The organism is Amphibacillus sediminis NBRC 103570 (assembly GCF_001552275.1).
Lineage (GTDB): Bacteria > Bacillota > Bacilli > Bacillales > Amphibacillaceae > Amphibacillus_B > Amphibacillus_B sediminis.
Genome location: NZ_BCQW01000002.1, coordinates 61824 through 85973 on the forward strand (window position 1 = coordinate 61824; position 24150 = coordinate 85973).

The 24150-nt window shown below is 39.7% G+C and carries 19 protein-coding genes and 1 riboswitch; of the genes, 4 read left to right on the forward strand and 15 right to left on the reverse strand.

Annotation, left to right across the window (positions count from 1 at the left end; all coding sequences use genetic code 11):
- Positions 1–4: 4 nt before the first annotated feature.
- The 3 genes from ribE to ASE01S_RS02315 form a co-directional block, all read right to left on the reverse strand.
- Positions 5–652 (reverse strand): riboflavin synthase, encoded by a 648-nt coding sequence (gene ribE, locus ASE01S_RS02305; RefSeq protein WP_067837648.1) that lies wholly within the window; start codon positions 650–652, stop codon positions 5–7.
- Positions 653–654: 2 nt separating this feature from the next.
- Entirely contained in the window at positions 655–1743 is a 1089-nt protein-coding gene (ribD, locus tag ASE01S_RS02310; protein WP_157065128.1) for a bifunctional diaminohydroxyphosphoribosylaminopyrimidine deaminase/5-amino-6-(5-phosphoribosylamino)uracil reductase RibD, read from the reverse strand.
- A 132-nt stretch (positions 1744–1875) separates the two neighbouring features.
- A riboswitch (FMN riboswitch) is annotated at positions 1876–2024 on the reverse strand.
- A 51-nt stretch (positions 2025–2075) separates the two neighbouring features.
- A complete protein-coding gene (locus ASE01S_RS02315; RefSeq protein WP_067837652.1) occupies positions 2076–3833 on the reverse strand; it encodes an ABC transporter substrate-binding protein in 1758 nt (585 codons plus the stop codon).
- A 97-nt stretch (positions 3834–3930) separates the two neighbouring features.
- On the opposite strand from ASE01S_RS02315, the gene ASE01S_RS02320 reads away from it, so the two are divergent.
- Positions 3931–4536, forward strand: a complete 606-nt coding sequence (locus ASE01S_RS02320; protein WP_067837658.1) for a non-canonical purine NTP pyrophosphatase — start codon at positions 3931–3933, stop codon at positions 4534–4536.
- A complete protein-coding gene (locus ASE01S_RS02325; RefSeq protein ID WP_067837661.1) occupies positions 4523–5746 on the forward strand; it encodes an MFS transporter in 1224 nt (407 codons plus the stop codon). Before ASE01S_RS02320 ends, ASE01S_RS02325 begins: the two co-directional genes overlap by 14 nt.
- A 782-nt stretch (positions 5747–6528) precedes the next feature.
- Here the strand turns inward: ASE01S_RS02325 and murB are convergent.
- A complete protein-coding gene (gene murB, locus ASE01S_RS02330) occupies positions 6529–7443 on the reverse strand; it encodes a UDP-N-acetylmuramate dehydrogenase (protein ID WP_373277923.1) in 915 nt (304 codons plus the stop codon).
- A 102-nt stretch (positions 7444–7545) separates the two neighbouring features.
- Positions 7546–8094, reverse strand: coding sequence for a cysteine hydrolase family protein (locus ASE01S_RS02335; RefSeq protein ID WP_067837662.1), 549 nt, complete (start codon positions 8092–8094; stop codon positions 7546–7548).
- Positions 8095–8307: 213 nt separating this feature from the next.
- Here ASE01S_RS02335 and ASE01S_RS02340 point away from each other — a divergent pair, with 213 nt between their 5' ends.
- A complete protein-coding gene (locus ASE01S_RS02340; RefSeq protein ID WP_067837665.1) occupies positions 8308–10005 on the forward strand; it encodes a methyl-accepting chemotaxis protein in 1698 nt (565 codons plus the stop codon).
- 74 nt (positions 10006–10079) lie between these two features.
- Here the strand turns inward: ASE01S_RS02340 and ASE01S_RS02345 are convergent, their stop codons facing one another.
- From ASE01S_RS02345 to ASE01S_RS02380, 8 genes are all read right to left on the reverse strand, one after another.
- A complete protein-coding gene (locus tag ASE01S_RS02345; RefSeq protein ID WP_217995632.1) occupies positions 10080–10721 on the reverse strand; it encodes an ABC-2 transporter permease in 642 nt (213 codons plus the stop codon).
- Positions 10714–11460: an ABC transporter ATP-binding protein gene (locus ASE01S_RS02350; protein ID WP_067837670.1), complete on the reverse strand. Its 747-nt coding sequence runs from the start codon at positions 11458–11460 to the stop codon at positions 10714–10716. The genes ASE01S_RS02345 and ASE01S_RS02350 overlap by 8 nt, the downstream gene beginning before the upstream one ends.
- Complete coding sequence (locus ASE01S_RS02355; RefSeq protein ID WP_067837673.1) at positions 11457–11924, reverse strand: helix-turn-helix domain-containing protein; 468 nt, start codon at positions 11922–11924, stop codon at positions 11457–11459. Before ASE01S_RS02355 ends, ASE01S_RS02350 begins: the two co-directional genes overlap by 4 nt.
- A gap of 208 nt (positions 11925–12132) precedes the next feature.
- The gene (gene argF, locus ASE01S_RS02360; RefSeq protein WP_067837676.1) at positions 12133–13077 is read right to left on the reverse strand and encodes an ornithine carbamoyltransferase; all 945 of its coding nucleotides are present in this window, start codon (positions 13075–13077) and stop codon (positions 12133–12135) included.
- A 276-nt stretch (positions 13078–13353) separates the two neighbouring features.
- On the reverse strand, positions 13354–16575 hold the full coding sequence (gene carB / locus ASE01S_RS02365) for a carbamoyl-phosphate synthase (glutamine-hydrolyzing) large subunit (protein ID WP_067837678.1): 3222 nt from the start codon (positions 16573–16575) through the stop codon (positions 13354–13356).
- The gene (locus ASE01S_RS02370) at positions 16568–17653 is read right to left on the reverse strand and encodes a carbamoyl phosphate synthase small subunit (protein ID WP_067837680.1); all 1086 of its coding nucleotides are present in this window, start codon (positions 17651–17653) and stop codon (positions 16568–16570) included. Before ASE01S_RS02370 ends, carB begins: the two co-directional genes overlap by 8 nt.
- Positions 17654–17935: 282 nt before the next feature.
- A complete protein-coding gene (gene argH / locus ASE01S_RS02375; protein ID WP_067837683.1) occupies positions 17936–19363 on the reverse strand; it encodes an argininosuccinate lyase in 1428 nt (475 codons plus the stop codon).
- Positions 19360–20619: an argininosuccinate synthase gene (locus ASE01S_RS02380; RefSeq protein ID WP_067837687.1), complete on the reverse strand. Its 1260-nt coding sequence runs from the start codon at positions 20617–20619 to the stop codon at positions 19360–19362. The genes argH and ASE01S_RS02380 overlap by 4 nt, the downstream gene beginning before the upstream one ends.
- Before the next feature lie 728 nt (positions 20620–21347).
- Here ASE01S_RS02380 and ASE01S_RS02385 point away from each other — a divergent pair.
- On the forward strand, positions 21348–22214 hold the full coding sequence (locus ASE01S_RS02385) for a DUF4349 domain-containing protein (protein WP_067837689.1): 867 nt from the start codon (positions 21348–21350) through the stop codon (positions 22212–22214).
- A gap of 239 nt (positions 22215–22453) precedes the next feature.
- Here ASE01S_RS02385 and ASE01S_RS02390 read toward each other — a convergent pair whose 3' ends face one another.
- Together ASE01S_RS02390 and ASE01S_RS02395 are read right to left on the reverse strand one after the other, a co-directional pair.
- A complete protein-coding gene (locus ASE01S_RS02390; RefSeq protein ID WP_067837692.1) occupies positions 22454–23275 on the reverse strand; it encodes a carbohydrate ABC transporter permease in 822 nt (273 codons plus the stop codon).
- On the reverse strand, positions 23275–24138 hold the full coding sequence (locus tag ASE01S_RS02395) for a carbohydrate ABC transporter permease (RefSeq protein ID WP_067837697.1): 864 nt from the start codon (positions 24136–24138) through the stop codon (positions 23275–23277). The genes ASE01S_RS02390 and ASE01S_RS02395 overlap by 1 nt, the downstream gene beginning before the upstream one ends.
- Positions 24139–24150 lie beyond the last annotated feature (12 nt).

Here is a 24150-nt window from a genome sequence, read left to right on the forward strand (position 1 = left end):
CTCCTTAGCTAGGAAAACCAGACTGTAATAATGTTTCTTTTGTCAACACTTGATTAGCTTGCTTTTGCTTCACTAACATTTTTTCAATGTATTTAGCAAGAAGATCGAACTCTAAATTAACCAAATCCCCCTGCTGTTTGTCTGCCAAAATAGTTGCCCTCTGTGTTTCTGGGATAAGGGAAACAATAAAGCCATCTGCTTTAACATTAGAGATAGTTAAAGACGTACCATCTACTGTAATTGATCCTTTATTCACGAGATAGGATAAATCAGCCTGCCCAGTGACAATTCGGATATAGTGCGCATTCGCTTCCTGCCACGTGCTTTTTATTATCCCAGTCTGATCAATGTGTCCTGAAACGAAGTGACCACCAAAGCGACCATTAGCAGCTAAGGCACGCTCTAAATTGACTAAGGAGCCTTTTGTTAATAGACGTAGCGAAGTATCACGAAAGGTTTCTGGCATCACATCAACAGTGAAGCTAGCCGAATTAAATCGAGTAACGGTTAAGCATACACCATTAACGGCAATACTATCTCCCACCTTTATGTCTGTTAATACCTGATTTGCTTCGAGAGTTAGAGCCATACTCGCTCCTTGCTTATGGATGGTACGAACGATACCTTTTTCTTCGATAATACCGGTAAACATAGTTACTTAGCCTCCTTTTTAGGTCGAGCAATAACTTTCAAATCAACACCAAGCTGTTCAATTGCTTCAAACTTCAAATCAAGTGCCTCAGCCATCAAGAGTGGTGAATTGCCAGCTACCACTCCTATTGCTTGTTTGCCTGTTAGTAGCTTTGGAGCGATATACCAGTGACATACCTGAAAGGCTCTGGCTTTGATAAAACTGGCATGAACTGTGCTTCCACCTTCGACATATAAGGATTGAATACCTAATTCACCTAGTCGACCAAGTAATTCGTCGATATCGATATAAGGTGTGGCAAGCTGGACGACCTTTATATGTGAATAGTGTGATTGAAACGATGTGGCGTCTGCTTGACTGCCACATACCACCCATGTTGGAGCTAGATCGTTTAATATTTGACGATCTGGTGCTATCGCTAAATCGGTGGCTAAAATAATTCGAATGGGATTTTTTCCGTATTGGGGCTTACGTACGGTTAGTTGAGGGTTGTCTGATGCAATGGTTTGACGACCAACGAGAATCGCATCATGAATGGCCCGTTGATAATGGACATCTTCACGTGCTTGATCTGATGTAATCCACTGACTGTTACCTGTTTTAGTTGCAATTTTTCCATCCAATGTCATTGCCGCTTTTAATGTGACAAATGGACGTTGATGCTTCATATAATAAAAAAATGGCTCGTTAAGCTTAAGCGCCTCTGCTTCACCAAGACCCACCTCGACCTCAATGCCCGCCTCCTTTAACCGCTTAATACCTTTACCGGCTACCTTAGGATTCGGGTCAATGGACGCAATAAAAACACGTTTTATTTTTTTCTTGATTAATAAATCTGTACAAGGTGGGGTTTTTCCAGTATGAACACATGGCTCTAAAGTGACGTAAATATCAGCTTGGGCAGCTTGTTCACCAGCTTGATTTAAAGCATGAACCTCAGCATGTGGTTCACCGGCCTGTAGATGACTGCCCATTCCTACAATACGGCCATTTTTGACGACAACTGCCCCTACTGACGGGTTCGGGCTAGTCTGTCCCACTGTACTTTGAGCCAAATTTAATGCCACAGCCATGTAATCTTCTTTTCTCAATAACTCACCTCCTAAATGATAAAAAGCCCTAGATATGTGATCTAGGGCTTAATGGATAGACAAAATAAACGCAGTTTGTTATTCGATTCACAAATTGCATTTAACTAGACGTAAGGTCTTGATTTACATCTATCATTCTTTTTCCCATCCAGACTTTAACTGTCGGTTTTGGATTCTCACCAAATCCACCGTCGCAAAAAATTGCTCCGGGTCACGGACTTAAGGTAAAGCGGCTACCTTTCACCGTCGGTCGGGAATTACACCCTGCCCCAAAAGAATTTTCCTATTCGATTGCTGATATTTTAACATAATTTAAAACAAAATGCACTTAATTAAATGTCCGAGGCAAACCATAGTTTAGTAAAGTCAATCCAACCCAGCGCATTAATGGTGACTCCCCTGAAATAGGAGGGATAAATTGCATATTGTTTTAATCGATACAAATAATGACAGTAATGATTTGTAACAAGCTGTCCTTCGATTTGATCAAGAATGGCTAGCGTTTCGAACCTGTCCCAATCACTTGAGACGAAAAGTGTTTCAATGTCAGCTTTCGTCTTATTCGGAAGGTGTGAACTAAGGACACTATGATCCCCTAAAAACGTATTAAAATATGTGATAAGCGGATTTTCATCTGCTAGTTGTTCACTAAGTAAAAGATCAAAAGCAGTTAAATCCTGTTGGAAAAAATCTTGATAATCAAAAAATGCCAGTTCTACTATTAGACCTACCTCTTTAAGGCGATCCTGAATCCAATTTCCATCCTGCTCATTACCTGCACCGTGATAGCTAGCTAATCGCAAGGTTTTTCCTTGATATGAGCTTAGATTAAGACTGGATTCTGCTTGTTCTATTGTTTGGTTACGCGAAGATACTTGCTCCAATTCTCTCCTCATTCGTGTAGCTGGTACCGAACGACTCCCTGCTAAATCTTTGATTAAACGCTGTGACTGTAATGCCTGACATATCGCTTGACGTAATTCATGATCTCTAGAAAGTAATCCAGTTTTACCGTTTAATGTCAGCATTTTGCTACCCTTATCAATAGCCGTATACTGTTTAAAGCTTTTGGTATCACGCTGATAAGGATAGGGATAAAAGTTAATCGGAAATAACGACGAATCAATTTTTTGTTTAGTATTGTTATATAATTTCGGAAAAAAGTACAGGGTAACACGATCAATCAATGGTCTAGTACCATAGTAGCTTTGATGTACTGCTATATTTAATCGATCTTTAGTATTTTCAACGACTTTAAATGGCCCTGCACCGACAATTTGACCGTCACTCTTTAAAAGAACTGCACCCGCTAATGTAGCAAATAGATCTAACAAATAAGGCATCGACTGTTTACAGCTTATCCTTATGATTAGCGTTGTTACAACTTCTATTTTGTCAATATGGTTCATAAACCAACGATAGGGTGAATCCTTATTTTTATGCCTTAACAGACTATGCTTGACATCCTCTGCTATTAATTTCTTACCATTATGAAAATAGAGATCTTTACGCAAATAGAACAACCACTTGGATTGATCAGCATTTGTCTCCCATGCGTGAGCTAGTCCAGGCAAAAAATACGGCTCATTTTGGTTAAAGGTAAGCAATGAAGCGTATAAATGGCGCATGATATGATTTTCTGTTCGCCGATTAACTGATGCAGGATCTAAGATCGCCAGAGGACGATATGATGGAAAACGAACCTGTTCTTCTTGCTCCAAAGAGGACTGTCGATAAGAATTATTGAATACATGTTCGACTAAAAAGGCCTGAAGTGTTCCTTGGGCAAGCTGATAGCTTTGGATAAATTCAATGGCTTCGTCAATCGAATGCTGATCCACCAATTCCCTAGCATACTGAAGGATTACATCTTCAATGGGAAGACGTAGGATAATCCTTGAATGATGACCGCGCCCTTTACCTGCTTGCCAGTCGATCCAAGCTCTTTCCTGCATTTTTTTGATTATAATTTTGACATTTCGCTCTGAACAATAAAATAGCTTAGCTAAATCTGCGATCGTTATTGAAATGGGCTGGTGATAAGAAAACGAATAAGTTAAACATAGTGTATAATAACGGTCAATTAACATGAAAGCCTCCCTTAAAAGAGGAAATAGTTTTAGATTAAGTTTACACTTTTTTTCCTCTTTTTTAAAGCTAAACTATTACGTAAAGGGGGATGCAGAATTGAAATTAAGAATAGCGACATGGAATAAAATAAAGCAACAAGAGCTCAGTCATGCCTTAACCGATTTACCTATCGAACATGGCTTTGTCGCCAATACGATTGCCGACATCCAGGAAACTGGACAAACCTTTACTGAAAATGCATTTTTAAAGGCAGAAACCATTCAACACTATTATCCTGACGACATTATCATAGGCGAAGATTCCGGCCTATCAATTGAGGTACTAGCGGGCTTTCCAGGTGTGAAAACGGCACGCTTTATCCCTGGGTCAGATCGTGAACGAGCCTTAAATCTTTTTGACAGGTTAAAACACTATCCTTTAAGTAAACGGAAAGCGGCCTTTCATAGTGTCATAGCAATTTTATTCCCTGATGGAAGCAAAAGCATAGCAACAGGAACAATGCGTGGTTGGATTAATCGTAATGAGGATAAACCTATTTCTGGTTATGGAAGTATATTTCAATTGGAAAATCGTATTTATTTGGAAGAACTGTCCCTACAATCCTACCTCGCCCTTTCTCATCGCCAGCTTGCTCTACAGCAAGCATGTTATCTAATAGGGGATTGGCTGAATCAGGGAGGTGACAGCTGTGAAACGAGCTAGTAAAAATAAAATTATTGGCTTAGCCATTTTAACCGGTGTTGCCATTATGGGTGATGCCATGCTATTGATTATACTACCTTTATACTGGAGCGAGATGGGGTTGACTGCAGTTTGGCAGGTTGGTGTCTTATTATCGGTTAACCGCTTTATTCGCCTACCTATCAATCCACTTGTAGGGCTTTTCTATCGCCACTACTCTTTGCGAACAGGCGTATGGATAGCCATGCTCTTGGCCCTATGTTCGACCTTTTCTTATGGATTTTTTAACCAATTCAGCCTTTTATTTATCATGCGTATTCTTTGGGGGATTGCATGGTCAATGCTTCGATTAGGTGGCTTTTTAACGATTATGCAAGTTACCACAAAGCAAAATCGCGGCCAGTCTGTCGGGATGTATAATGGTATCTGGGGAATCGGAAGTTTAATTGGCATGGTTGCAGGAGGGTTCCTAATTGGTCATGTATCTATTCGTTTTGTGACCACTTTATTTACGTTAATAGGATGTATCAGTCTTCCATTCATACCGATGCTAGTGCCAAGCAGCAAGGGGGAATTAAATAAAAACCATGACAAGCAACCGATGACCTGGTCAAGCAATAAACTTGTCGCCATGGCAACAAGTCTAGTAATGGGATTGATTATTTTTGGTATCTTTGCTTCTACACTTAGTCCCATTATTGAATTAAATAATCAAGCTAATTTGATAATATGGTCAGTCAGTTTAAGCTCCGCAGCTTTAGCGAGCATCGTTCAAGCCGTAAGGTGGGGATGGGATCCTTTTTTAGCGCCTTTTGTGGGTAAACGATTGGATCGAATTAAGCATCGAGCCATTTTCATCAGTAGTCTATTAGGGGTCATTGCCTTGCTGTTTACTATTATCGCTTTTGTCCAGCATCTCCCATTACTCATCATCATGTTACTTGTGTTTCAGCTAGCTGCAACTATTTTCGTCACAACAACTGATACCATTGCTACTGATTTAGCAGCTAAAGAGAACAGTGTAAAAATAATGACCATTCATACGATATTAGTGGATATCGGTGCAGCTATGGGACCCTTTCTATCCTATCTTATTTTAGAGTTCTCTACACTGCCGACTGTCTATTTACTTTCAACAGTTCTACTTGCTGGCTTAGCTATCGTTTGGTTGAGTTCGGCATTGCGTGAAAGAAAACGTATGCTAAAACAAGGCTGGAAAGTGAGTAACTAAATAAGCGTAGAGTAAGGTTGGAACTAACTTGGACTTAATCCTTAAATACATTGTAACACCGCAGATAAAGTGAAACTTCGTTCATTGGGGGGTTCGGACGCATAGGATGTGCAGACGTTGCGACACGACGTCGCGAACTTAGTCAGCGTCCTCTATCCCCCACTTAAACGTTAGTTGAACCAAACAGATCGTTACTGGCTGTTGGATCTCCTACTTAGTCATGGCGTGTTCACTATTTCTTGAAGTGGGAGTTTTACAAAAGCCCTTCGATGGGGCGAGTAATCGCAGCCAGCCAGTTACACTGCGATAAAACATACTCCCTTGCGGGCATGGCTACAGGCTTATAGGATGTCAGACAGCTAGGCATTGCCACAAGGACGTAGCGATTTTAGCCTAACAGTCCTCTTAGCGGATTTTCCGCTCACAGCTTTTCTCGTTAGTGTCGCAAATTGCATCTGATCGTTAGTTAATCAAATGCGAGCGCCTTGGCGTATTTGCGCCCGGATTTTATCGAGCAACGCTCGATAAAATCTACTAAAAATCTGCGGCGTTGCCGGAAATTTTAACTTTACTCACTTGGGGTTTACCCCCCACTGAATGGTATGCAAATAAGCATTTATCTCACCACGGGAGACTTCTACTCGTTTAAAATTTACTAGATGGAATGACTTCCTTGTTAACATTTTGCCTTTACTAACATGCAAGCTAAACTTGTTTGAAAAACGACTAAATGAGACACGAATTGAATATAGGATTGATCCCACTCTGTTACAAATCTATCATTAATCTTCACCGATAATACGTACCTCACACTCAAGTTCGACCCCAAATTGCTCTTTCACTTTCTCTTGCACCATTTCAATTACAGCGATGTAATCTTTGGCTGTTGCATCATTTTTATTAACAATGAAGCCTGCATGCTTTGTTGACACCTCAGCTCCCCCGATTCCTTTCCCCTGAAGCTGACTGTCTTGGATAAGCTTACCAGCAAAATAACCAGGGGGACGCTTGAAAACACTTCCACACGATGGAAATTCAAGTGGTTGTTTAGATTCCCGACGTTCGGTTAAATCATCCATAATTGTCTTAATTTCCGATTGGTCACCAGGCTGTAAGGCGAAGCGTGCTTCGATCACAATATAACCATGGTTTGGAATATTACTTGTACGGTATCCCAGCGCTAAATCAGTAGCAGGTAGCGTCAAAATCTGACCAGATCGATCAATGACCACGGCCTCAGAGAGACAATCCTTAATCTCACCACCATAGGCTCCTGCATTCATATAAAGAGCACCACCGACCGTTCCGGGAATACCACAGGCGAATTCAAGTCCTGTCAGTGACTGAGCCAACGCATAATAGGAGGTATCAATAATACGTGCCCCACTTTGGGCAATGATATACTCACCTTCGTGCCGAATTGCATTTAATTGCTTTAGATTCATGACAATACCACGAATTCCACCATCTCGAACAATAAGGTTTGACCCATTTCCTAACAAAGTAAATGGAATTTGTTCACGATTCGCTAACCTTACAATTGCTTGAACCTGTTCAACAGAAGTAGGCATGACAAAATAATCTGCCTTACCTCCCAATTTAGTATAGGTATGGTTACGAATCCATTCATCTATTAAAACATTTGCTTCGCCAACTATATCCATTAATGCTGCCTTAATCGAATGACTTTGAGTCAATGCAATCATCCTTTAATCAATTGTTGCAAATTCAGATTTGCACAAACACAATTATAGCAGTAGTCGATCGGAATCGCCAATAGCAATTCAAGATAAGTTTTGTCAAATTACCGTTGCTCCAAGGGCTGATTCAAAATGTCCTAGTGCCCATTGATGTCCCTCTTGATTAAAGCTAGCTACGGCATCTTTGTGAATAACGAGCTTAAAACCCTTATTGTATCCATCAACAGCTGTATGCAGCACGCAAATATCGGTACAGACTCCCACTAAGTGAAGTTCTTGTATCTCACGCTCACGTAATTTCATCTCTAAATCAGTCCCAGCAAACGCACTATAACGTGTTTTGTCAAGATAATAGACATTAGCCATCGTTTTAATAGCTTGATAGTATGGCTCTAACTGTCCATATAAATCTCTCCCCGCTGTATTAACGATATTGTGAGCTGGAAACAAGTGACGTTCTGGATGATAGGGGTCATTTTCTTCATGTCGGTCAATCGCGAAGACGACAAAATCCCCTTGCTCAACAAATTGTTTTGTTATTTTTAACACTTGCCCTTCAATAGCTTGACCCGAATCACCACAGGTTAACTTTCCCTGAGGAGCTACAAAATCATAGGTATAGTCAATGTGAATTAAAGCCCGCTTCATACGATCACCTCATCGATTAATTTTTATTTAGTTAGCTCTACCATATACCTTGATTGTTATTTCAGCAAGTGCTAGCTTGTTATATTGGGCTGAACTAGGTTTTTTAGTGAAATATAGGTTATGTTCACTTAATTATCACACTTATTTAACAACCGCTTAATAATAGATCGGTATACTTTGATAGAGATATAGATTATGTGGAGGGAAGGCATTATGCAAATAAAAGCTACAGAGCGTTCAAGTTGGTTCACCATGCCTAAACGATTGATATTGTTAACCGTGGCATTACTGTTAATCTCTAATAGTATAATTGGAGTTACCTCCTACTATTCTGCTAGAAATTTAACAGTCAATCAAATCGAGCAGCGTTTAATGCGAGAAGTATATTTAATGCAACAAATTGCCTCAAATTTAAATTTTGTTTACATAAGTGATTACGATTATTTTATGCAACAACTTGAAAGTAACGTAAGAGATCAACAAGAGGTATTAGCGCAGGATGGACTAACGTCAGATTTTTTTTACATCTCTGAACACAATGTTATCCCTTTTCAAACCAGTTCGTCCTCACTTCCTGAAATTGATCACGTGTTAAGTGAACAATTACTCGAGCTTAAAACTGGCATTATACATCATCAGATTGATGGTGAACCCTACACCATCGCCTTTCAACACATGCCTGAGATTAATGGCATCTACGGTATTATCCTTCCTGAGGCTACCTACTTGACAGCGATTAATCAGATGGGGAAATTTACGTTTATCGTGACATTCATTAGTCTTTTGCTTTCGGTTGTTATAACGATTTGGTTTGTACGAAGTGTTACTAACCCTCTTCACCGAATACAAGAAACCATGCATCAAGTAAGAGAAGGTCAGTTAAAGCGGATAACCAAGCTTGGTACCTCTATCCCAGAGCTTAGATCATTAACGAGTAGCTATAATACAATGATTGATCAAATGACCAAGCTGCTTAAACAAATAAAAGAAACGACCGAGCAAGTTACGAAAACAGGCTTTGAACTCCAGACAGCTTCTGATCAAACTTTAGCAGCTAGTCGTGAATTGATCGACACGCTTTCAGGAGTAAAGGAAGGAGCCGAAACAACTGCAACTCAAGCTGATTCAAATTCCGAAGTGGCTCATTCTACACAAAAGCTAATTGAAGGAATGAAACAACAAATCCATCAAGCATCTTTTCGTTCTTCCGATATGAATCAAGCTGCTACTGACGGAAACAGACAGATGCAAGCATTAATGGCAACACTTGATCATTTCGAAGATCATGTTACGTATGCAACGAAATCAATACACAATGTTAACAGCTCCTCACAGTCTGTTTATCATCTTATTTCATTATTAGAGGATATTGTCGATCAAACAAAGCTGTTAGCATTAAATGCTTCAATTGAAGCTGCTCGTGCTGGTGATGCTGGAAAAGGCTTCTCTGTCGTAGCGGCTGAAGTCGGCCGTTTGGCTGAGCAATCTAAAGCGACAACAGATCAAATGGCTTCAACCATCAACCAAATGTTAAACAAAACCGATGCAGCAGTTCAAGCATTCGACCAAATGCTTGAAGAAAGTCAAACGAACCTCCAACATGCCGAAAATACACAGACGAAATTCGAATCATTGCTAGAAGAAATTAAACAAGTCAGCGAGGTCTTAGTTCGAGTTGGTAACGAGATGGGGAACGTAGAAGCTGTGATCCCAAAGCTTGAATCAGGTTCTACTAAACTATCAAGTATCTCACAAGAAACTTTGGCAAGTTCAGAGGAAATGGTCGCCACAAGTGAAACGCAAGTCAATCAAATGGAACAAATCTACCAAATTGGGGTTACCTTACTCGATTTATCACAACAATTAGAGCAATTAGTTAATCCGTTTCAATTTGAAGGAAATCACGAATAAGAAATTGTTCCTTAATCAAGAAAGGGCACAAGATATAAATGCCTATATCTTGTGCCCTTTCTATCTCATTTAATTTATAGATCTACAGCAGAAAAGCGTCTTGCCGCCAAATTAAAGGTATAACACATACCCATGATATAAATCACCAAACCTAACCCTAAAATAGGTAACTGTCGAAACATCATATCAGGACTTGTACTATCTAACCATTGAAGTGATGGAATATGTGCTAAAAATTCCATTATGAATATTCCGATTACCGCTGGGACACTGGCGATAATAAAAGTTCGCCCAACTTTAAATGCTGTTTGATAGAATTGAACAAAAAATATCAGATTAAATATGGCAAATATGATTAGTCCAAATCCATAATAGGCAACATTAGCTTCAATCCCCACTGGATTCCCCTCTGGAATAATATAAACACGCAAGATCGCAAATGGTATTGAAATAAGCAATTGTGTCAACTGAGTAAACGATACTAATAAACATTTACCTTTAACAACATCACTTTTTTTTATCGGCAAAAGAGCGGTATAATAGGTATCACGGGTTTCCCTACCAAACATAAACGTAATAAACGGAGCCAAACAACCAAATAAAAAAACAACGCCATAAGGGTAAGCAGGAACAATAACTAATATCCCCATTAACATAAACACGAACAATGTTGGATGTGCTGCCAGTCGCAATTCTTTATATAACAGGTTAAACATTATTGCTCCCCCTTTCAGTACGCAGCATGACTTCTTCTAAGGTTAATCCCCTACTATCACTAGGTTCCTTGAGGTGCTGAAAGGATTGGATAAAACTTTCCTTTTCTGCACTGGCCAGTACCTTGCCTTTCTTTATATATGTGATGTCATCCGCACATTTTTCTAAATCTGAAGTAATGTGAGTAGAAAATAAAATACTACGCTGTCCATCTTTAATTAACTGCCTAAATAGGACCAATAAATCGTCACGTGAAACAGGGTCTAATCCACTGGTAGGCTCATCAAATATTAGAAGCTTAGCATGATGCGATAGTGCCAAGGCAATTGAATATTTTACTCTCATGCCAGCAGACAACTGTTTGACTTGTTTTAGCTCATCAAGATTAAATTCCTGCATATATTTTTGATAGGCTGATTCGTCCCAGTTCGTATAGAATCTTCTCGTAACGTTTGTAATATCACGAAGCTTTTTGTGTTGGTAGAAATCGACACCACCAAATACCACACCAATCTCTTGTTTACAAGCCAATTCATTGTCTGGAAACGATCGCCCTAGCATTTCAATCTGCCCATCATCTGGGCAGACCATATTTAATATGGATTTAAGTGTCGTTGTTTTACCAGCACCATTTACACCAATTAACCCCATGATCCGACCGTAAGAAAGGGAAAATGAGACACTTTGTAGAGTAAAAGAAGGATACTGCTTAGTTAGTCCTTGCACAGATAATATATTCATTTACTGTCACCCCTACTTGAACGATTTTCGATAATGTGGTTGGCTATGCTAAGAAAAAATTGCTCAGGCATTAAGGCGATACCAGCTGATTCAGGATTAGAATCACCTAAAACAATTAAGGCATCACCCTGTTTTAGCCCAAACATATCACGTGCTTTTTTCGGAATGACGATTTGTCCTCTTTCTCCGATCTGAACGGTTCCAAACAGATGTTTATCTTTGGGCGGCACAGGAACACCATTTTTTCTTTGATCAAAGTGGACTAAATCATCCAATGAGACCTCATATAGATTAGACAATGCATCGCAATGCACGATGTCAGGTACAGAATCACCAGCTTCCCATTTAGCCACTGATTGCCGTGTCACACCAATTGCTTCTGCCACTTTTTCCTGTGATAATTGCTTCTGCTTGCGCAGACTAGCAAGGTTATATGCAAGATTTCCTTCAGTTTGATTATTCATATTTATCACACCCCTTGATCACAGTTTACACTTATCCTTTGGATATGCAATCAACCAACAAACACAAATCATGTTAAATTTAGTTACGTCATTTAAATCACACAACAATAGTAAAAGCATAAGCTGTTCGTTGAAGTCACTGCCAATAGCTATTGCTGCCCACCGAAAAAACGCATCCGATCTTGCCAAGATCTGATGCGTTGCTATTCTAGTCCGATAATAGTACTACCATTAAAGCCTTTTGGGCATGAAGGCGATTCTCTGCTTCCTGAACCACAACTGAATGTTCACCATCGATCACATCAGCTGTTACTTCCTCTCCACGGTGGGCCGGTAAACAGTGCATAAAAAGATAATCTTCTTTTGCATGTGATAGAAGTTCTTCATTAATCTGATAACTAGCAAATAGTTGTTCTCGAGCTGCCTGTTCACTCTCCTGTCCCATACTTGCCCAGACATCCGTATAGATAACATCAGCATCCTTAATTGCCGCTATCGGATCAGTCGTAACGGTAATCGTGGTTCCTGTCTCTTGTGCCAGTGCTTGAGCCTTCTGTACAATAGCATCTTGGGGTAAGTAGTCTTGTGGTGCCGCTGTACTAAAATCCATTCCCATTTTCGTTGCACCTACCATTAAGGAATGAGCCATGTTGTTTCCATCACCAATGTAAGCCAGTTTGAGTCCAGCAAGCTTTCCCTTTACTTCTTCAATCGTTTGTAAATCGGCTAATACCTGACAAGGGTGGAAGTCATCGGTTAGCCCATTTATAACGGGAATGGACGCATGTTCCGCTAACTCTTCCACATCTTTTTGAGCATAGGTACGAATCATGATACCATCTAAGTAACCAGATAAAATTTTGGCCGTATCGGAGATAGGCTCACCACGTCCAAGTTGTAAGTCATTCGTGCTAAGGAATAAACCAATTCCGCCTAATTGATAAATACCTGCTTCAAATGATACACGCGTACGCGTTGATGATTTCTCAAAAATCATCCCTAAAACTTTACCTTTCAGTGGTTGATAGCTTTGACCAGCCTTATGCTTAGCCTTAATCTCCTTGGCAAGCTCCAGTAAATAAGTCAATTCCTCTGTAGTATAATCAAATAATGTTAGAAAATCCTTCCCTTTCATTTGTGTGTGCTGATCCATTACGACACCCCTAACTTCAATTATTTAGTTAAAACGACACATGTTTGTTGATAGCTTTAATACTGATCCGCCACTCATTCCATCGCCACGCTCAATCTACTTGCTTCTAACTCGGCCTGATTGTATACAGATATCAAATATTTGCACCCCGATTTGTCAAACTTTGCTCGCTATATTTCCGTTGAAAGTCTGTGGCATCCGCTGGAAGCTCTAACTTTATACAGCCGGGGTCTGTGCCCCTGCTGAATGGAATACATATGGGTATTCATCTCACCACTATAAAAGTGGGAGATTTCTGCTGATTGAAGTTAAAGCATTTGTCTCTGCTCGATAGCTAGCCAGCGTTGCTATATCCATGTCACGATAATCTAATGCGGTTAAATAGGCGATTAAAGTCTCTGGATAGCTTAATACAACAGCTCCATTAACCAATCCTTGCTCTCGAATCGCTGTTGATTGATTATCACAAATAAGGTTAAATTGCTCATTCTCGATCGCCTTAATCGCTTCTTCAACCGTTAAAACATGAGCTACATTGACCCCATATTCAGCTAACTGATCGGCTGTGTCTGGTGTAGCAGAAAGAGCTACTTTGGTATGCTTTAACGCATGCACTAATTTATCATCGATAGTCGATAAGGATAAAAATAAACCTTTGCCAGCTGTTACCGGAAGTAAGCTCTCTCCCTTCCAACCAAATGCCTTTGCTAATGCTTCTTCAACAGTTTTGCCCAATCCAATCGCTTCACCCGTTGATTTCATCTCAGGTGACAAGAGCGGATCAACGCCAGGTAATTTATTTGAAGAAAAAATAGGCATTTTCACAGCATAAAACGGGATATCCTGATGTAGACCCAGAGCCCATCCTTGATCTCTTAAATGCTCGCCCATCTGAACACGTACCGCTAACTCAACCATTTTTACTCCTGTCACTTTGCTCACAATTGGGACTGTTCTTGAAGCCCTTGGATTGACTTCTAATACGTAGATCGTTTCCCGATCAGGACTAAGCACAAATTGTATATTTAACATACCCTTTACCTTTAAAGCTTGAGCTATTTTCTGGGTATACTGAGTTATCGTTTCTTTCTCCTGTTTAGATAGACTTCGTGCTGGGAAAACAGCAACACTATCGCCTGAATGGACACCAGCAGGCTCAATATGCTCAAATATACCTGGTATGATAAGATCTTCACCATCACAGACCGCATCTACTTCAACTTCAATTCCCTCAACAAATTGATCAATTAATAGTGGAAAAAGACGTGAAGATGGGGTTTGTTTGGACAGGTTCGCTACGTATTGCTCCAACTCTTTTTCTGATTGGATGACCAACATCCCCTGACCACCAATGACATAAGATGGCCGAATTAAAATAGGGTAACCTATTTGTTTTGCCGTTTCTTTGGCATCGCCTATCGACATCACAGCATCGCCAGGAATATGGGGAATATTAAGTTGTTGTAGTAACTGGTAAAATAAAGCCCGATCCTCAGTTTTGTCAATCAGCTCAAGATCAGTTCCGATCACATTAACTCCTGCTTTAACTAAATCATCTGCTAAATGAATTGCTGTTTGACCTCCAAATTGGACAAGAACACCGATGGCCTGTTCTTTCTCCACAACCTGCATCACATCTTCTGCATTAAGTGGTTCAAAATAGAGATGATCAGCCGTGCTATAATCGGTACTTACCGTTTCAGGGTTATTGTTAATGACAATCGCCTCTATGCCTTGATGTTTTAGAGCAAGCGCTGCATGGACTGAACAATAATCAAATTCAACTCCTTGACCAATTCGAATCGGTCCAGAGCCTAAAACGATAACCCGTTTGTCACCCACTAATGGTTCTACTTCATCATCCTCATACCAAGAGCTATAGAAATAAGGTGTATCCGCAGAAAATTCCGCTGCACAGGTATCAACCATTTTATAACTTGCTCGAATGTTTCGTTCATCCCATTTTGTCTGAACAATCTCCTCTTCAACATTAAACAGCTCAGCCAATCGTTTATTGGAAACAGCATATTTTTTTATTTGACTTAATTGATTAGCGTTGATTTCCGACCACGTCTGCTTAGCTAGATTCAATTCAAAATCAATCAGCCATTTAATTTGGTCGAGGAAATATTTGGTGATTCCTGTGATCTTCTGGATAATAGCTACACTGTACCCACGTCGAAAGGCTTCAGCTAAGACAAACAATCGTTGATCTGTGGGTTCACCTAAGGCTTGATTAAGCGCTGTATCTGATAACTTCTCAACACCTGGAAGCTGCAGGCTGGTCAAGCCAATCTCTAATGATCGAATCGCTTTATTTAAAGCTGCTGGGAAGTTACGTGCAAGTGCCATTACCTCACCAGTCGCCTTCATTTGTGTACCTAAAGTTCGGTCAGCTTGATAAAACTTATCAAATGGCCAACGTGGAATTTTTAGAGCAATATAGTCAATAGCGGGTTCAAAGCTGGCATATGTATCACCCGTAATGGGGTTAAGCACCTCGTCCAGGTGATAGCCTAGGGCAAGCTTTGCAGCAATTCGCGCAATTGGGTACCCAGTCGCTTTAGAAGCTAGTGCACTCGAGCGACTCACACGTGGATTCACTTCAATGATAATGTACTCGTCACTGTCAGGATTAAGAGCAAATTGAATATTACACCCCCCAATTACACCGAGCTCCCGTATCACTTTTATCGAAGATGATCTAAGCATTTGATGTTGCTGATCCGTTAATGTTTGAGTTGGAGCAACCACAATACTGTCTCCTGTGTGAACACCAACTGGATCGAGATTCTCCATATTACAAATAATGACACAGGTATCGTTGGCATCTCGCATCACTTCATATTCGATTTCCTTCCAGCCTTTCACACTTTGCTCTATTAACACTTGATCAATCGGACTTTGTTGTAAACCATTTTTGACAATCCGTTCAAGCTCTGACTGATTGTTAGCAATCCCTCCACCTGCACCTCCCAATGTATAGGCAGGTCGAACAATGATCGGATAACCTATTTGTCGTGCAAAGGCTACGGCATCAGCAATAGATTCAACGGATAAGCTTTCTGCAATCGGCTCATTTATTTGCTTCATCATCGATTTAAATAGTTCTCGGTCTTCGCCTTTTTCGATCGTGTCTAGTGGTGTGCCTAACAAGGCTACTTTATGCTGCGCTAATACCCCTGCCTCAGTTAAAGCCATCGCTAAATTTAAACCTGTTTGCCCACCTAATGTAGGCAGCAGCCCATCTGGCTTTTCTTTTTCAATAATTTGACTAATTGACTCAAGCGTTAGGGGCTCTAAATAAACATGATCAGCTATGTTCTCGTCAGTCATAATTGTAGCGGGATTGTTATTGACTAGCACGACTTCAATCCCTTCCTCTTTTAATGCTAAGCAAGCCTGTGTTCCCGCATAGTCAAATTCAGCGGCCTGACCGATCACGATCGGACCAGATCCAATGACCAGGACCTTCTTTATCTCTGTTAATTTAGGCATGTTGCTTCTCTCCCTTGATGCTTAACGATTGTATAAAATCTTCAAAGATATAATGGGTATCAACTGGGCCTGGATGTGCCTCAGGATGAAATTGAATTGTTTGTATTGGCATAAACTTATGCTTTAGTCCTTCAACCGATTGATCGTTCACATTTAGGTGGGATATCTCCCAATCGTTTTGATTGATCGTTGAGTCTTTCACTACATATCCATGATTTTGTGATGTAATCATGACCTTGCCCGTAGTCAAATCCTTAACAGGATGATTACTACCGCGATGGCCATACGGCAAACGTGTTGTCTCAGCTCCAAAAGCTAATGCAATCAGCTGATGACCTAAACAAATACCAAGTGAAGGGTACATCTCTGCTACAGCCTTAACTGTTGGTAAATAATCACTTAAACTCGCAGGATCCCCTGGGCCATTTGAAAAAACAACAGCATCTGGATCAAGCTCTAAAATAGTGTCCAGGGTTGTATGAAAGGGTACAATGGTTACATCACAGCCAACTGAGCGGAGCGCATCAACAATTGATTGCTTATGACCATAGTCAAAAACAACAACATGATGGTTTACGGTGCCATTTGCTTGGTAATATTCCATTTTATTAACCGATACCGTTTCAACAACTAATGGATTGACCCGTTCCTGTTTCGGATAATCATCAGGTTTAGTACTAATTTTTCCATAGACTTCACCATACGTCCGAATGATCTTAGTCAAGGCTCGGGTATCAATATCATATAAGGCAGGAATATTAGCACGATCAACAAAATCAACTAAGGAATAATCCGAATGATAGTGTTCTGGATCATTACAAGGTGTTGAAATAACTAATCCAGCTAAAGCTGTATAAATACTTTCCTTTACTAGATCGTTACAACCGTAGTTACCAATTAAAGGGTATGTTAGTGCAACAATTTGTCCAGCATAGGATGGATCAGTCATAACCTCTTGGTAGCCTGTCATTGCTGTATTAAAAACTAGTTCGCCTTCCTGCTCAATTGGCTTGCTCAGCCACTTCCCCTTTAAAACGTCACCTGTATTTAATACCAAATAGGCATTTTGATCGTTCATTCTAATCTCCTCCCCTTACTAGCGTCAATAAATAAATATACAACAAAATTAATAAATATTCATTTATATGGATAGAAAAGCTCAGCTCTACGCTAAGCTTGTTGAATAATTGAATCGGATCATCGAACTTATCTGTATGAGATCATTCTAAATCTTCGTAACGATAAGTAACGAATCTCGTTATTGTTTGGTTTTCGATAACTTAAAAGGTATATGCTCGGTGGCATAAACCAATGCCCATCGGTTGCTTTATTCCTAAATCAGTGTCTTTTGACATTTACATTAAGTAATCGTCAGCTGTGAAAGGCATGTTATTTTTTGCTCAAGCCAAAGTTGACTTTGTTTTAGCAAGGCTTCTGCCTGTTCAACTTGACTTTCAACCCTTTTTTGAGCTGTACCTCCTGCAACGTCACGAGCATTCACGACTGCTTTAGGATCTAATACCTGATAGATATCATGGTTAATGACTTTAGAAAACTGTTGGAATTCTCCTAAAGAAAGCTCTAATAGATACTTTTTTTGTTCAATACTATACAGTACGGTCTGACCAACAATAGCATGAGCCTCACGAAAAGGAATACCTTTTTGAACCAGATAATCAGCTAAGTCAGTGGCATTGGAGTAATCCTGTGCAACGGCTTGGTACATTTCCTTTTGATGGATCTGCATTGTCTCAATCATTGGGGCAAAGAGGGCTAATGCTCCTTTAATTGTTTCAACTGTATCAAACATTCCTTCTTTATCCTCTTGCATATCTTTATTATAAGCGAGTGGTAGTCCTTTTAAAGTGGTCAGCATTCCAATTAAGTGTCCATATACCCGGCCTGTTTTACCACGAACCAATTCAGGAACATCTGGGTTCTTTTTTTGCGGCATCATACTGCTACCTGTACAAAACGCATCATCTAATTCGATAAAATTAAACTCTGCACTTGACCACTGTACTAACTCTTCAGATAGCCTTGATAAGTGAGTGATAATTAGGGAAGCAGCAGCCAAAAACTCAACAACGAAATCTCGATCACTTACACTATCCAGACTATTTTCAGTAATAGAATCAAAGCCAAGCTTTGTAGCTACATATTCTCGATCAATAGCAAAAGTTGTCCCTGCTAGAGCACCTGCTCCTAATGGTGAACGATTAATTCTTTTCCAGGAGTCCATCAATCGTTCCAGATCACGTTGGAACATAAAGACGTAAGCAAGCAAATGATGTGCTAATAGCACTGGCTGTGCACGTTGCAGATGCGTGTAGCCTGGTAAAATCGTTTCGGTATTCGCTTTTGCCTGAGTGATGAGAGCTTGCTGCAATCCAGTTAGTAGCTGTCCAATTTGGAGTAGTGCGTCACGCAGGTATAAACGCATGTCAAGCGCTACTTGATCATTTCTACTTCTACCCGTATGGAGCTTTCCACCTACAGCACCAACTTGGTCGATTAACAGCTTCTCGATATTCATATGGATATCTTCATTGCTCACAGTAAGCTCAGCTGTTCCTGCCTCAATCTGTTTTGCAACCTTTTTTAATCCTTGGCTGATGACGATCGCGTCATCTTGTGAGATAATCCCACAGTCAGCAAGCATACTAACATGGGCAAGACTTCCTTGTATATCAAACATCGCTAGCTTTTGATCAAAGGATATCGAAGCTGTATATTCATCTACGAGTTGATTAGTTGGCTTGGTAAACCGTCCACCCCATAATTTCATTGCTTGACCGCTTCCTTTATATCTATTATCGTCTTCGCCATGACATCTTTTTTAAGCTGTTGTGCTCCTGTAACTGTCTCATGTACTTGTGTAGGTAAGCCCCAAAGCTTAATAAAACCAAGGGCAGCCTCATGGTCGAAGGCATCTCCTGTCGAATAGGTGGCTAAATCCATATCATAAAGTGAATAGGTAGATTCACGCCCTACTACAAATGCTGTTCCTTTAAAAAGCTTAACCTTTACATTACCAGAAACATAGGTCTGAGTTTGTTTAATAAAGGCCTGCAAGGCTTCAGTCAGTGAAGAATACCATAAGCCATCGTACACGGTTTGAGCCAGCTTTTGCTCAATAATTGGCTTAAATTGCGCAACTTCTCGTGGAAGTGTCAATGCTTCAAGCTCCTGATGTGCTGCAATTAATGTAATCGCAGCCGGTGCTTCATAGATTTCTCTAGATTTAATCCCGACTAAACGATTTTCCACATGATCGATTCTACCCACTCCATGTTTCCCTGCAATTTGGTTAAGCTTTAAAATTAACTGGTCCAAAGCAAGGGTTTCACCGTTAATCGCCACAGGCTTCCCTTGTTTAAAGGTTAATTCAATGATTTCTGGTTCGTCAGGGGCATTAACGGGGTCCTGAGTTAAATCAAATGCATCCTTTGGTGCTTCAATCCATGGATTTTCTAAAATTCCACATTCATTACTACGTCCCCAAAGGTTTTGATCAATACTGTAAGGGCTATCCTTAACGATAGGAACTGGAATACCATGCTTTTCGGCATAGGCTAGTTCTTCATCACGACTCATCTTCCATTCACGTACGGGTGCAACAATTTTTAATGAAGGATTGAGTGCTGTAAAGGCTACATCAAAGCGAACTTGATCATTTCCCTTACCTGTACAACCGTGTGCAACAGCTACCGCTCCTTCACGTTCAGCAATATCCACTAATACTTTTGCAATGAGCGGACGAGATAGTGCTGAAATTAATGGGTACTTGCCTTCATATAATAGATTTGCTTGTAGCGCTGGTAAAACATATTCTTCAGCAAATAATGCTTTAGCATCAACTGAATAAGATTTAATGGCTCCAACATCTAGTGCCTTCTTTTTAACAAATTCAAGATCCTTTCCTTCCCCGACATCTAAGCCTACGGCTATGACGTCATAGTTATATTGGTCCTGTAACCATTTTATGGCGACTGAAGTATCCAACCCGCCTGAATAGGCTAAAATAATTTTATCCTTTGACATGAGCACTCTCTCCTTAATTCTTATTCCGAAACGAAATATCAATCTATTTTGTATTATTATGCGTTAAAAAGAATAAAAATTCAAGATATTTTTTTATTAATCTTTCTTCATCCACAACTTAACCCTTATTTACTATACTTTAAGATCATTGATTTTATCGATCGATTGAATAAATATTTATAGCGAGACTCAACAAAGCATCGAATACTTAGCAACGTGATCTCATTATTGAATTTGCTTTTTCTCGCGTATCTAGAGGGATGCGATCTGTGAATCCGCCGCCATTTAATTAATGTTGATTTTATCGCAGTGTAACTGGCTGAGGCTGCGATTACTCGCCCCATCGAAGGGCTTTTGTAAGACTCCCACTTCAAGAAATAAATAAACACGTCGTGTCACAATTTATGCACGAGCACATCCTATGCGTCGAAACCCCACTGAACGAAGTTTCACTTTATCAAATGCACCTTGGCGTATTTTGCCCAGATTTTGCCGAACGTAGCTCGATCATTTTCCTTTGAAAATCTGTGGCACCGTCTAGGCTTTAACTTTCTTCAGACGGGATTTGAACCCGAAATGAAGGAATATAATTGGCATTCATCTCACCACTAATAGAGGTGGAGAACTTCTGCTTAATGCCGTAAAGTACACATTCTTTAGAAACGTTACTATAAACCAAAGCGACTAATGGATAATTCGATCTAAAACATATGAATAGGAGGGAAAACATGAGGCTATACTTGAGATGCTTTTATCTATTGCCTATGACCACTTTAATCATAGCTGGCTGTAGTGGAAATACCAATACCGAGGATACAGCACAGTATGAGCTAATTTCTGACCAACAAGAAGATAGTTTTTCAGGTGAAGCCAACATGACAGAGACGTTAGAAGCCCGAGCAGAAACCGATACGTTAAACCGTCAAATCATTTACCATGCCTACCTTGATCTTGAAGTACGTGATTTTGACTCAGCACTAGAAACGATTGAACAGAATTCAGCTTCCATTGATGGCTATATTGTTAATCGCCAAATAAATCAATTAGATAATAATGAACAACAAGGACACTTTACGATTAGAATTCCACAGCAAGATTTAGATTTTTTTCTTAAAAGTCTTGAATCAGATAATGTCGCCATTAGTCATCAACAAATTAATGGAGACGATGTAACTGAACAATATCTCGACCTTGAAACACGCCTGGCTTCAAAACAACGAGTCGAAGCACGATTACTTGAGTTTATTGATGATGCAGAAAATACTGAGGATTTGTTAAATATTTCACGGGATTTAGCCGATGTACAGTTAGAGATAGAGCAACTTAAGGGGCAGCTACAATATTATGATAACCGGATTGAATATGCGACTGTCGAATTAAATATTGAGCAAGTTAATACAGAACTCGTCCATGAGCAAGATTTACAGGTTTGGCAACGTATTAAAAACCAGCTCTTAAAAAGCTACAATTTAATTGTAATTGGAAGCACGAGCTTAATCGTTTTTTTAATAGGAAACCTACCTATTTTGCTAATTGTTTCTCTCCTTACATGGGGACTTTATCGGCGCTTTTATCGAAAAAGAAAGGAATCCTAACATCGATATAGAAACCGGGACAAAAGGATAAATCACCATGCCGCGTGACCTTACATTCTGTCAGTCCTAAGTCATAGCTATGGTGAATAGCCATTGAGTTTAATGAAAATGTACCTGTTGTGCTGGTACGCAGTAAGTATTTTGCCTGAGCTGTGAGAACACTCTACTCTTAGAAGTAGTAATTAGTTAAGCACTAAAAGGCGCATACTCTCTCTAAAGAGCATGCGCCTATCTTTATTTCATTTAACTGATCCGTCAGAGATTCCTTTAATAATGTACTTTTGCAAGAACATGTAAAGGATAATAATTGGAATAATCGCTAAGACTAAACCAGCTAGCGCCAAGTTCCACTGTCTTGAATATTCACCAAAAAAATAAAAAGTTTTTAATGGAATTGTGTGCATACCAGGTCGATTGATGACTAGAGATGGCAAAAGATAATCATTCCAGAACCAAATCGCATTTAAAACAATGACAGTTACAGTTGTTGGTTTTAGCATCGGCAACATAATATACCAGTATATTTGGAACCGATTACACCCATCCATAATAGCCGCTTCGTCCAGAGCCTTTGGAATCCCTCTTAATGCTCCAAAATAAAGGAATATGGCTAAACTTGAGCCCAAGCCTAAGTACATGATGGCTAGGCCTGTTCTATTTAGCATGTCAACAGCACCAAAAATCGCTACAAGAGGGATCATAATGGACTGGAATGGAACTAACATTAAAATCGCAAACAAAAAATAAATGACCGAACTAGTTTTAGATGGTCTTCGTGACAAAGCATACGCTGCCATCGAGGTACAAAAGACGATTAACACGATACTCCCAGAAGTGACCAGAGCAGAATTATAAAAACTCTGAACAAATTCAAGACGCGCAAAAGCAACCGGGTAATTATCTAAGATAAAGTCGATAGGTAGGTTGAGTGGACTCCTGAAAATCTCTCCCCTTGTCTTAAACGAGTTAACAATCACTAAATAAAAAGGGTATATCCATAATAAAGAGGTTAAGATACCAATTATTAAAAAGGAAAAAGTCGCGTATCTTTTTTTCTTCATTACATATCCACCTCTCTTTTACGTGTAAAGTAAATTTGTATAACAGACAAGCTTGCCACAATAATGAGGAAAATGACTGCTTTCGCTTGAGCATAGCCCATTTGACGGGTCATAAAAGCCGTATTATAAATGTTCATAGTCACCATCTCCGTTGAGCCAAATGGTCCACCACCTGTCAACGCCATGTTTTGGTCATAGACCTTAAATGCATTCGATAGTGTTAAAAACAAGCTAATTGTAAAGGCTGGAGCGATTAACGGGAATTTGACATGCATAAACCGTTGCCAAGCATTGGCTCCATCTATTGTGGATGCTTCCAACAATTCTTGTGGGACATTATTCAGAAAAGAAATGTAGATGACCATAATATAGCCACTCATTTGCCACACAAACAGGATAACGAGCCCCCAGAAACCAGTTTCTGTATCTGCTAACCAACCACTAAAGAAGTCCCAGCCGGTTAACTGGGCAAGACCATCAAATGCTCTTAGGTAGATAAATTGCCAAATAAAACCTAAGATAATCCCACCAATTAAATTTGGCATGAAATAAATTGTACGGAATATCGTACTCAATTTACTTGTCTTTTGCGTCACAAGCAAAGCAAGTCCAAGACCCATTACATTAATTCCGACAATAGATGCAATAGAAAAACGTGCTGTAAAACTAAGACTATTTAGGAAGTTCTGATCTGATAATAACTGTCTATAGTTAGATAAGCCTACAAACTCAGTTATTTGAAACCCATTATATTCAGTAAAGGAAAAGTAGACTCCTTGTAAAAAAGGGTAAATGATGACAATGGTTATCGCTAATAAACATGGCAATAAAAATAGCCAATAGGTCGACTGTCTAAATTTCATTTTGCTTAACAC

Coding starts and splice junctions, on each gene's coding strand:
- ribE (WP_067837648.1), bottom strand. CDS start 652: ATGTTTACCGGTATTATCGAAGAAAAAGGTATCGTTCGTACCATCCAT.
- ASE01S_RS02315 (WP_067837652.1), bottom strand. CDS start 3,833: ATGTTAATTGACCGTTATTATACACTATGTTTAACTTATTCGTTTTCT.
- ASE01S_RS02335 (WP_067837662.1), bottom strand. CDS start 8,094: ATGAAGCGGGCTTTAATTCACATTGACTATACCTATGATTTTGTAGCT.
- ASE01S_RS02340 (WP_067837665.1), top strand. CDS start 8,308: ATGCAAATAAAAGCTACAGAGCGTTCAAGTTGGTTCACCATGCCTAAA.
- ASE01S_RS02345 (WP_217995632.1), bottom strand. CDS start 10,721: ATGTTTAACCTGTTATATAAAGAATTGCGACTGGCAGCACATCCAACA.
- ASE01S_RS02350 (WP_067837670.1), bottom strand. CDS start 11,460: ATGAATATATTATCTGTGCAAGGACTAACTAAGCAGTATCCTTCTTTT.
- ASE01S_RS02355 (WP_067837673.1), bottom strand. CDS start 11,924: ATGAATAATCAAACTGAAGGAAATCTTGCATATAACCTTGCTAGTCTG.
- argF (WP_067837676.1), bottom strand. CDS start 13,077: ATGGATCAGCACACACAAATGAAAGGGAAGGATTTTCTAACATTATTT.
- carB (WP_067837678.1), bottom strand. CDS start 16,575: ATGCCTAAATTAACAGAGATAAAGAAGGTCCTGGTCATTGGATCTGGT.
- ASE01S_RS02370 (WP_067837680.1), bottom strand. CDS start 17,653: ATGAACGATCAAAATGCCTATTTGGTATTAAATACAGGTGACGTTTTA.
- argH (WP_067837683.1), bottom strand. CDS start 19,363: ATGAAATTATGGGGTGGACGGTTTACCAAGCCAACTAATCAACTCGTA.
- ASE01S_RS02380 (WP_067837687.1), bottom strand. CDS start 20,619: ATGTCAAAGGATAAAATTATTTTAGCCTATTCAGGCGGGTTGGATACT.
- ASE01S_RS02385 (WP_067837689.1), top strand. CDS start 21,348: ATGAGGCTATACTTGAGATGCTTTTATCTATTGCCTATGACCACTTTA.
- ASE01S_RS02390 (WP_067837692.1), bottom strand. CDS start 23,275: ATGAAGAAAAAAAGATACGCGACTTTTTCCTTTTTAATAATTGGTATC.
- ASE01S_RS02395 (WP_067837697.1), bottom strand. CDS start 24,138: ATGAAATTTAGACAGTCGACCTATTGGCTATTTTTATTGCCATGTTTA.